We start from the raw sequence: 7,571 nt of genomic DNA on the forward strand, positions 1-7,571 counted from the left end.
CCCGCGAGCCGAAACGTGGCCGTGCAGCCTCGACCTGTCGCTACACCGCGCGAAACGGCCGGCTGACGAAGCGTGAGCCGGCGAGGCCGAAGCGCCAGGGCATCTCCATCGCCTTGGAAATCCCGATGCGCGGACCGACGACCACGGCAATTGGGGCCGTCTCCGGCTGCAACTCGAAAGGCGGTGCATCGAGCGCCCGGCCGTCGTGCTCGCGCGTGATGGCCAGCGCCTGGCACAACCGCCCAGGCCCGGCGCACAGCAGCCGCTCGTCGATCACCCCGCGACGTTGGCGCATCACGTCCAGACCGGCGATCGGCTCCAGCGCGCGAATCAGCACGCCCGCGCCGTGCCCCACCTCCCGGCACACGAAATTCAGGCACCAGTGGATGCCGTAGGAGCGGTACACGTAGGCATGCCCTGGCGGACCGAACATCGCGGCATTGCGCGGCGTGGGACCGGAGAAGGTGTGCGAGGCCGGATCTTCCCGGTCGTAGGCCTCCGTCTCGACGATGCGCCCGCCCACGCCGTTGACCCGTACGCAAGCGCCGATCAGTTGCCGTGCCACCTCGACAGAGGAAGCGGAGAAATCGATCAGAGGCGCTGCTTCGGCCACAAGGCGACCATCAGACGGTGGCCAAACGCGCCTAAGGCCGAAGCCCGAATGCGTGCGGTCGCAGATTGGCGTACAGGCCCTGGCGCACCGTGCCCTCCGGCGCCAGTCCGCGGCAGTGGAAGCCGCGCGTGTTGGCCAGCACGAGGCTGTTGGCCGGCGCGAGCACTGCCTGCGGTGCTTCGCCCCCGCTCAGGCGGGCGAGGTCGTCCACCCCCACACGAAAAGCCGAGGAACGCGCGCCGTTCACGAGGACCTGGTGCCGCTCCCAGCGCCGGCGCGCACCGCCGCTTCGATGTGTGCCGGGTGCGTAGAGCAGCGGCCCGTCATGCACCGTCACTGGCTCGAAAAAATACCAGAGCTTGAAGGTGTCGTGGAAGGTGTCGCAGTGCCATTGGCGCTGTGGATCTGGGTTGGCCGTTTCGTCGCCATGCACCAGCTGATAAAGCGAGAACGCATCGGGCTTCACGGCCACGCCGGTCAAGGCACGCAGCAGGCCGCGCAAGGCGAGGTTCTCCGCAAAGGCGCCCAGCAACAGCGGGCACCGCCCGTCGAGCGTGATGAAGCGATTGAGGCTGCCGCCGTCGGCACGGTCGAACCCGCCGTCGTTGGGCAGGCGGCGGCCGAAGCCGCGGCTCGCCACGCGCGGGCTCGGCATCTCGGTTTCGTGCTCGGTGAGCCGCTGCGCAAACTCGCAGCGTGCCGGCTCGAGCAGTGCGGCGGGCAGCAAGTTGCCGATGACCAGGAAGCCGTCGCGCCAGAGCCGCGCCCGCAGATCCGACGCCGCCCGCCCGGCGCCGATGCGCCGCAGGCGGCTGCACAGGTCCGCGCCGATCACCCGGGCGCTGTGCAGGCCCAGGCGATTGAGCCGCGGGGAGCCGATCAGCGGGTGCTTGAAGCTCTTCTCGTTGGAAACGATGTCGATGAGCTGGCGCATGCGACCTCCGCAGTTTTCACGGCCCCGTTCCGGCTCGCGGGTGCCTTGCTTCGCAACGGCTGCCGCGTCCGGCTTCACCGGCGAAGCATCAGCCGTTGATCGCCGGTCGCACCACTTCGAGCTTGGCGCCGAAGCGCTTGAGGATGCTCTGCTCGATGCCCATGGCATCGAGCCCCAGCATCGCCAGCAGCTTGGCCGGGTCGCCGTGTTCGATGAACTCGTCGGGCAGACCCAGCGTGAGCACCGGCAGCATCACGCCTGCCGCCTGCAGTGCCTCGAGTACCGCGCTGCCTGCGCCGCCCTGCACGCAGCCCTCTTCCACGGTGACCAGCGCATCGTGGCTGCCGGCCAGTTGGAGCAGCAGTTCGGTGTCGAGCGGCTTGACGAAGCGCATGTTGGCCACGCTGGCGTCGAGCTTTTCGGCCGCGGCCAGCGCCGGGTACAGCAAGGTGCCGAAGGCGAGGATGGCAATACGCCGCCCGCCACGGCCCGCCTCGCGCCGCAACTCGCCCTTGCCCCACGGCAAGGCGGTGAGATCGTTTTGTGCGGCCGCACCGGCACCGGCGCCGCGCGGATAGCGCACCGCCACCGGATGGTTCTGCTCGAACGCGGCGGTGAGCGCCTGTCGGCATTCGTTCTCGTCGGCCGGTGCGATCAGGCTGCAGTTGGGGATGCAGCGCAGGTAGGCGATGTCGTAGGCGCCCGCATGCGTGGCGCCGTCGGCACCGACGATGCCCGCGCGGTCGAGAGCGAACACCACCGGCAGGTTCTGGATCGCCACGTCATGGATGAGCTGGTCGTAGCCGCGCTGCAGGAAGGTCGAGTAGATGGCGACCACGGGCTTGAGCCCCTCGCACGCCAGGCCGGCGGCGAAGGTCACGGCGTGCTGTTCGGCGATGCCCACGTCGAAGTAGCGGCCCGGGAAACGCTTCTCGAACTCGACCATGCCCGAGCCCTCGCGCATGGCCGGCGTGATGCCGACGAGGCGCGGGTCCTTGGCGGCCATGTCGCACAGCCACTGGCCGAACACCTGGGTGAAAGTGGTCTTGGGCGGCGTGACCGGCTTCTTGATGCCCTCCGCCGGATTGAACGGCGTGGGGCCGTGGTACTTGACCGGGTCGGCTTCGGCGAGCTTGTAGCCGTAGCCCTTCTTGGTGACGACGTGCAGGAACTGCGCGCCGGGCTTGTCGCGCAGGTTCTCCAGCGTGGGAATGAGCGCGTCGAGGTCGTGGCCGTCGATCGGGCCGACATAGTTGAAGCCGAACTCCTCGAAGATGGTGCCCGGCACGACCATGCCCTTGGCGTGCTCTTCGAAGCGGCGCGCCAGCTCGAACAGCGGCGGTGCGTTCTTCAGCACCGTCTTCGCACCTTCGCGCGCCGCGCCGTAGAAGCGCCCGCTCATCAGGCGCGCCAGGTACTTGTTGAGCGCGCCGACCGGCGGGCTGATCGACATGTCGTTGTCGTTGAGCACCACCAGCAGGTCCGGCACCTTGCCGGCGTGCGGCATGCCGGCGTTGTTGAGTGCCTCGAAGGCCATGCCCGCCGTCATGGCGCCGTCACCGATGATCGCCACCGCGTGGCGCGACTCGCCCTTGATCTGCGCCGCCAGCGCCATGCCCAGCACGGCGGAGATCGAGGTGGACGAATGCGCCGTACCGAAGGTGTCGTACTCGCTCTCGGCGCGGCGCGGAAAGCCGCTGATGCCGCCGAGCTGCCGCAGGCTGGGCATGCGGTCGCGCCGCCCGGTGAGGATCTTGTGCGGGTAGGTCTGGTGGCCCACGTCCCACACGAGCCGGTCGCGCGGCGTCTCGAACACGTGGTGCAGCGCAATGGTCAGCTCCACAGTGCCGAGGTTGCTCGACAAATGCCCGCCGGTGGCCGACACGCTGGCCAGCACGTGCGCGCGCAGCTCGCCGGCCAGTTGCTTGAGTTCGGTGCGCGAGAGGCCGCGCAGATCGGCCGGCGCTTCGATGGTGGAGAGCAGCGGGTAGGACTTCATGGAAGCATCAGCATTCACGCTCGACCACCTTGTCGGCCAGCACGCTCAGCCACATGGCGCCGGGCAGACCGCTGCGGGCCAGCGCGTCTTGCGCCTGCCCGCAAAGATCTTCGGCGCGGCGTTGTGCCGCGTCCAGGCCGAGCACCGTGACATACGTGGGTTTGTTGTTGGCGGCATCCTTGCCCGCGGTCTTGCCCAGCAGGTGCGATGCCTGGGTCACGTCGAGGATGTCGTCGACCACCTGGAAGGCCAAGCCGATCGCCGAGCCGTAGTCGGACAAGGCGTCCCAGGCGTGAGCCGGCACCTCGCCGCAGGCCGCGCCCATGAGCACGCTGGTCTGCAAAAGGGCACCGGTCTTGCGGCGGTGCATGTCGCCGAGCGCCTGTTCGTCGAGCGCGCGGCCGACGCTGGCCAGGTCGATCGCCTGGCCGCCGGCCATGCCGTCCTGGCCGGCGGCGCGCGCCAGCAGGCCGCACAGGCGTGCCTGAAGAGCGGGGGGCACGGCCGCGCCGTCGGGGCCGGCGGGCGTGAGCACCTCGAAGGCCAGCGCCTGCATTGCGTCGCCGGCGAGCATGGCCTGAGCCTGGCCGAACCTAACGTGCACCGTGGGCTTGCCGCGGCGCAGCACATCGTCGTCCATGCAGGGCATGTCGTCGTGAATGAGCGAATAGGCGTGAATCAGCTCGACCGCGCAAGCAGCGCGCATGGCGGCTTGCGCGCTGCCGTTCACCGCCTCGGCGGCAGCCAGCACCAGCAGCGGCCGCAGGCGCTTACCGCCGTCGAGCACGCCATAGCGCATAGCTACGCCGAGGCCGGCCGGGGCATGCTCCGGCACCCAGCGCTCGAGTGCGCGCTCCACACCGGCCAAGTGCCGGCGCGACCAACCTTCGAATTCGTCGCGTTTCATGTCGCGTTCCAAGGCTGCAACTGCCCGTTTTCCAGCAACTGCACCTGGTGCTCGACCGCCTCGAGCCGGCCGCGGCAAAAGGCGAGCAGGGCGGCGCCGCGCTTGTAGCTTTCGAGCAGTTGGTCGAGCGGGAGCTGGCCGGCTTCCATGGCGGCGACGAGGCGTTCGAGTTCGGACAGAGCGCTCTCGTAGCTCTCGGGCTCTGTGTGGTCGGTCACGGGCAAGGGCTGGACCCTGTTGAATGGAGCGGATCGAAGATTGTAGTCAGCGGCTCGCCGGGCCACCGGCTCCGGCGAGCCGTTTATGACAAGCGGCTCGTTCCTTTCGCGGCAAGGGGGGCCAGCCAATGCGGGCGGCGCGCAAGCCGACCCTGCCTGCCCCTGCGAAAAACAGGCGCCTTTAGAATTCATGCCCATGCTGCTGTACGGCTTGGCCTCGCGCGCTCCGAGCCGGATTTCGGTGCAGGACAGCGGCAAGCCGCCTGCAGAAGTCCCTCGGTCCCTTGAAGGAGATCCTGCGGATCATGTCCGACCTGAGCATCACCCGCGAAGCCCTGGAGCGCAGCCGCGCGCAGCCCGCCGTCGCTGCCTATTTCGACGAGGCCGCGTACCAGCGCGAGCAGGAGCTCATCATCAGGCCCGGCCCGCGCTACCTGGGGCACGCCCTGGCGGTGCCGGAGGTCGGCGACCACCACGCGCTGTTGCAAGAGGGCGAAGGCCGCGCGCTGGTGCGCACGCCTGACGGCATCGAGCTGATCTCCAACGTCTGCCGGCATCGGCAGGCGGTGATGCTGCGCGGGCGCGGCAATACCCGCAGCAACATCGTGTGCCCGCTGCACCGCTGGACCTACGACCTCTCGGGCCGGCTGGTCGGCGCACCGCATTTCCCCGATGACCCCTGCCTGCACCTGCGCAACTACCCGGTGCAGCAGTGGAACGGCCTGCTGTTCGAAGCGCCCTCCGCGGCGCAGGGTGGCGCGCAGGCCGAGGCTAGGCCGCACGGTCGCGACGTGGCAGCCGACCTGGCCCGCCTGCATCTGCCCGCCGAACTCGATTTCTCCGGCTACGTGCTCGACCGCGTGCACCTGCACGAGTGCCACTACAACTGGAAGAGCTTCATCGAGGTCTACCTCGAGGACTACCACGTCGGGCCTTTCCACCCGGGCCTGGGCAACTTCGTCGCCACCGACGACCTGCGCTGGCAGATGGGGCCCGAGTTCTCGCTGCAGACCGTGGGCATCGCCCACCACGCCGGCGAAGCGCTCGGCAAGCCGGGCTCGGATGTCTACAAGCAGTGGCACGAAGTGCTGCTCAACCACCGCCGCGACGCCCACGACGGGGTGCCGCCGCGGCACGGCGCGATCTGGCTGACGTACCACCCGACCGTGATGCTCGAGTGGTACCCGCATGTGCTCGTGGTTTCCACGCTCTACCCGCGCGGGCCGCGCAAGACGCTCAACCTGGTGGAGTTCTTCTACCCCGAGGAGATCGTGGCATTCGAGCGTGAGTTCGTCGAGGCCCAGCAGGCCGCCTACATGGAGACCTGCATCGAGGACGACGAAATCGCGCTGCGCATGGACGCCGGCCGCGAAGCCCTGTGGCGGCGCGGCGACGACGAGGTCGGCCCCTACCAGAGCCCGATGGAAGACGGCATGCAGCACTTCCACGAGTGGTATCGGCGGCGCATGCAGGCCGTCCGTCCCTGAGCGCCGAGCACCCGCCCCGGGGAGCCAGGGCGAACGCGCCATCGGCAAGCGGGCGCATGCGAAAGCCGATGCCCGCGCCGCTCATGATGGCGCTGGCCACGCTGCTGTTCGCGCTGATGGGCGTGTGCGTCAAGTTCGCTTCGGCGCATTACCCGACCGGCGAGATCGTGTTCTACCGCGGCCTGGTCGGCGCACTCACCATGGCCGTGCTGATGCGCCATGCAGGCACCTCGCTGAGCACGCCGGTGCCCGGCATGCACCTGTGGCGCAGCGCCTGCGGCGTCAGCTCGCTGAGCCTGTGGTTCTACGCGATCGGCGGCCTGCCCTTGGCCACCGCGATGACGCTCAACTACATGTCCTCGGTATGGATGGCGCTGTTCCTCATCGGCGCGGCGCTGCGGCTGGGCACGGAGCGCGTCGACCGGCGCCTGATCGCAACGGTGGTGATCGGCTTCATCGGTGTCGCGCTGATCCTGCGGCCGACCATCGAGCGCGATCAGCTCGTCCATGGCCTGGTCGGCCTGGTGTCGGGCATGCTGGCGGCGATGGCCTACCTGCAGGTTTCGGCGCTCGGGCGCATCGGAGAGCCGGAGACCCGGGTGGTCTTCTACTTTTCGCTCGGCAGCATGGCGGCAGGGCTGGCCCTCACGTTGCCTTTTGCCGGATTGCACACGAGCCACAGCGTCGGCGGTGGAGCCTTGCTGTTGGCCGTCGGCGTATTCGCGACCGCTGCGCAGCTGCTCATGACGCGTGCCTACACGCGAGGCCGGGCACTCGTCAACGCGAGCCTGCAATATCTGGGCATCGCCTACTCTTTCCTGTTCGGCGTGCTGCTGTTCGACGACCCGGTCACGCCGATCGCGCTGGCCGGCATCGCGATGGTGGTCGCCGCCGGGCTCACCGCCACGCGTCTGCGCGCTACGGTGAGCCCCCCGCTCGTGAACTCAGCCCCTACCGAGACCCGACCCCCATGACCCTGCCTTACCCCCTGATCAGCGCGCCCGCACTGGCCGAGCGCCTGTCGGGCGACGACGCCGAGCTTCGGCCCCTGCTGCTCGACTGCTCGTTCGATCTCGCCGATCCCGGCGCCGGCGAGCGCAGCTATGGGCAAGGGCATCTGCCCGGCGCTCACTACCTGCACCTCGACCGCGACCTGGCAGATCACACACCGCCCGCCGACGGGCGCTCTCGCGGCCGGCATCCGCTGCCCCCGCGCGAGGCCTTCGCCGCGACCCTGTGCCGGCTGGGCGTGACGCCCGCGACGGCCGTGGTGGCGTACGACCGCCAAGACGCGATATTCGCGGCGCGCGCCTGGTGGATGCTGCGCTGGCTGGGCCACCGCGAAGTCGCGGTGCTCGACGGTGGTCTGCCCGCCTGGGTCGCGGCAGGCGGCGCGCTCGGCCAGGACGTGCC

8 protein-coding genes are annotated in these 7,571 nt (G+C 69.3%); 3 read left to right on the forward strand and 5 right to left on the reverse strand.

Annotated elements, in window-relative coordinates; all coding sequences use genetic code 11:
• Positions 1 to 40: 40 nt before the first annotated feature.
• The 5 genes from H0W38_RS11850 to xseB all read right to left on the reverse strand — a co-directional run bounded on the left by H0W38_RS11850 (position 41) and on the right by xseB (position 4,671).
• Positions 41 to 613: a DNA-3-methyladenine glycosylase gene (locus H0W38_RS11850; protein WP_292454197.1), complete on the reverse strand. Its 573-nt coding sequence runs from the start codon at positions 611 to 613 to the stop codon at positions 41 to 43.
• 31 nt (positions 614 to 644) lie between these two features.
• Positions 645 to 1,547: a phytanoyl-CoA dioxygenase family protein gene (locus H0W38_RS11855; protein WP_292454199.1), complete on the reverse strand. Its 903-nt coding sequence runs from the start codon at positions 1,545 to 1,547 to the stop codon at positions 645 to 647.
• Between the two features lie 88 nt (positions 1,548 to 1,635).
• On the reverse strand, positions 1,636 to 3,546 hold the full coding sequence (gene dxs, locus H0W38_RS11860; RefSeq protein WP_292454200.1) for a 1-deoxy-D-xylulose-5-phosphate synthase: 1,911 nt from the start codon (positions 3,544 to 3,546) through the stop codon (positions 1,636 to 1,638).
• Between the two features lie 7 nt (positions 3,547 to 3,553).
• Entirely contained in the window at positions 3,554 to 4,453 is a 900-nt protein-coding gene (locus H0W38_RS11865; protein WP_292454201.1) for a polyprenyl synthetase family protein, read from the reverse strand.
• Entirely contained in the window at positions 4,450 to 4,671 is a 222-nt protein-coding gene (gene xseB, locus H0W38_RS11870; RefSeq protein WP_292454202.1) for an exodeoxyribonuclease VII small subunit, read from the reverse strand. The genes H0W38_RS11865 and xseB overlap by 4 nt, the downstream gene beginning before the upstream one ends.
• A gap of 305 nt (positions 4,672 to 4,976) precedes the next feature.
• Here xseB and H0W38_RS11875 point away from each other — a divergent pair, with 305 nt between their 5' ends.
• The 3 genes from H0W38_RS11875 to H0W38_RS11885 form a co-directional block, all read left to right on the forward strand.
• Positions 4,977 to 6,158, forward strand: coding sequence for an aromatic ring-hydroxylating dioxygenase subunit alpha (locus H0W38_RS11875; protein WP_292454204.1), 1,182 nt, complete (start codon positions 4,977 to 4,979; stop codon positions 6,156 to 6,158).
• A 68-nt stretch (positions 6,159 to 6,226) separates the two neighbouring features.
• Complete coding sequence (locus H0W38_RS11880; protein ID WP_292454206.1) at positions 6,227 to 7,132, forward strand: DMT family transporter; 906 nt, start codon at positions 6,227 to 6,229, stop codon at positions 7,130 to 7,132.
• On the forward strand, positions 7,129 to 7,571 hold a 443-nt coding region (locus H0W38_RS11885; RefSeq protein ID WP_292454208.1), incomplete at its 3' end, for a rhodanese-like domain-containing protein. The genes H0W38_RS11880 and H0W38_RS11885, both read left to right, overlap by 4 nt.

The organism is Methylibium sp., from assembly GCF_013817365.1.
Lineage (GTDB): Bacteria > Pseudomonadota > Gammaproteobacteria > Burkholderiales > Burkholderiaceae_C > Methylibium.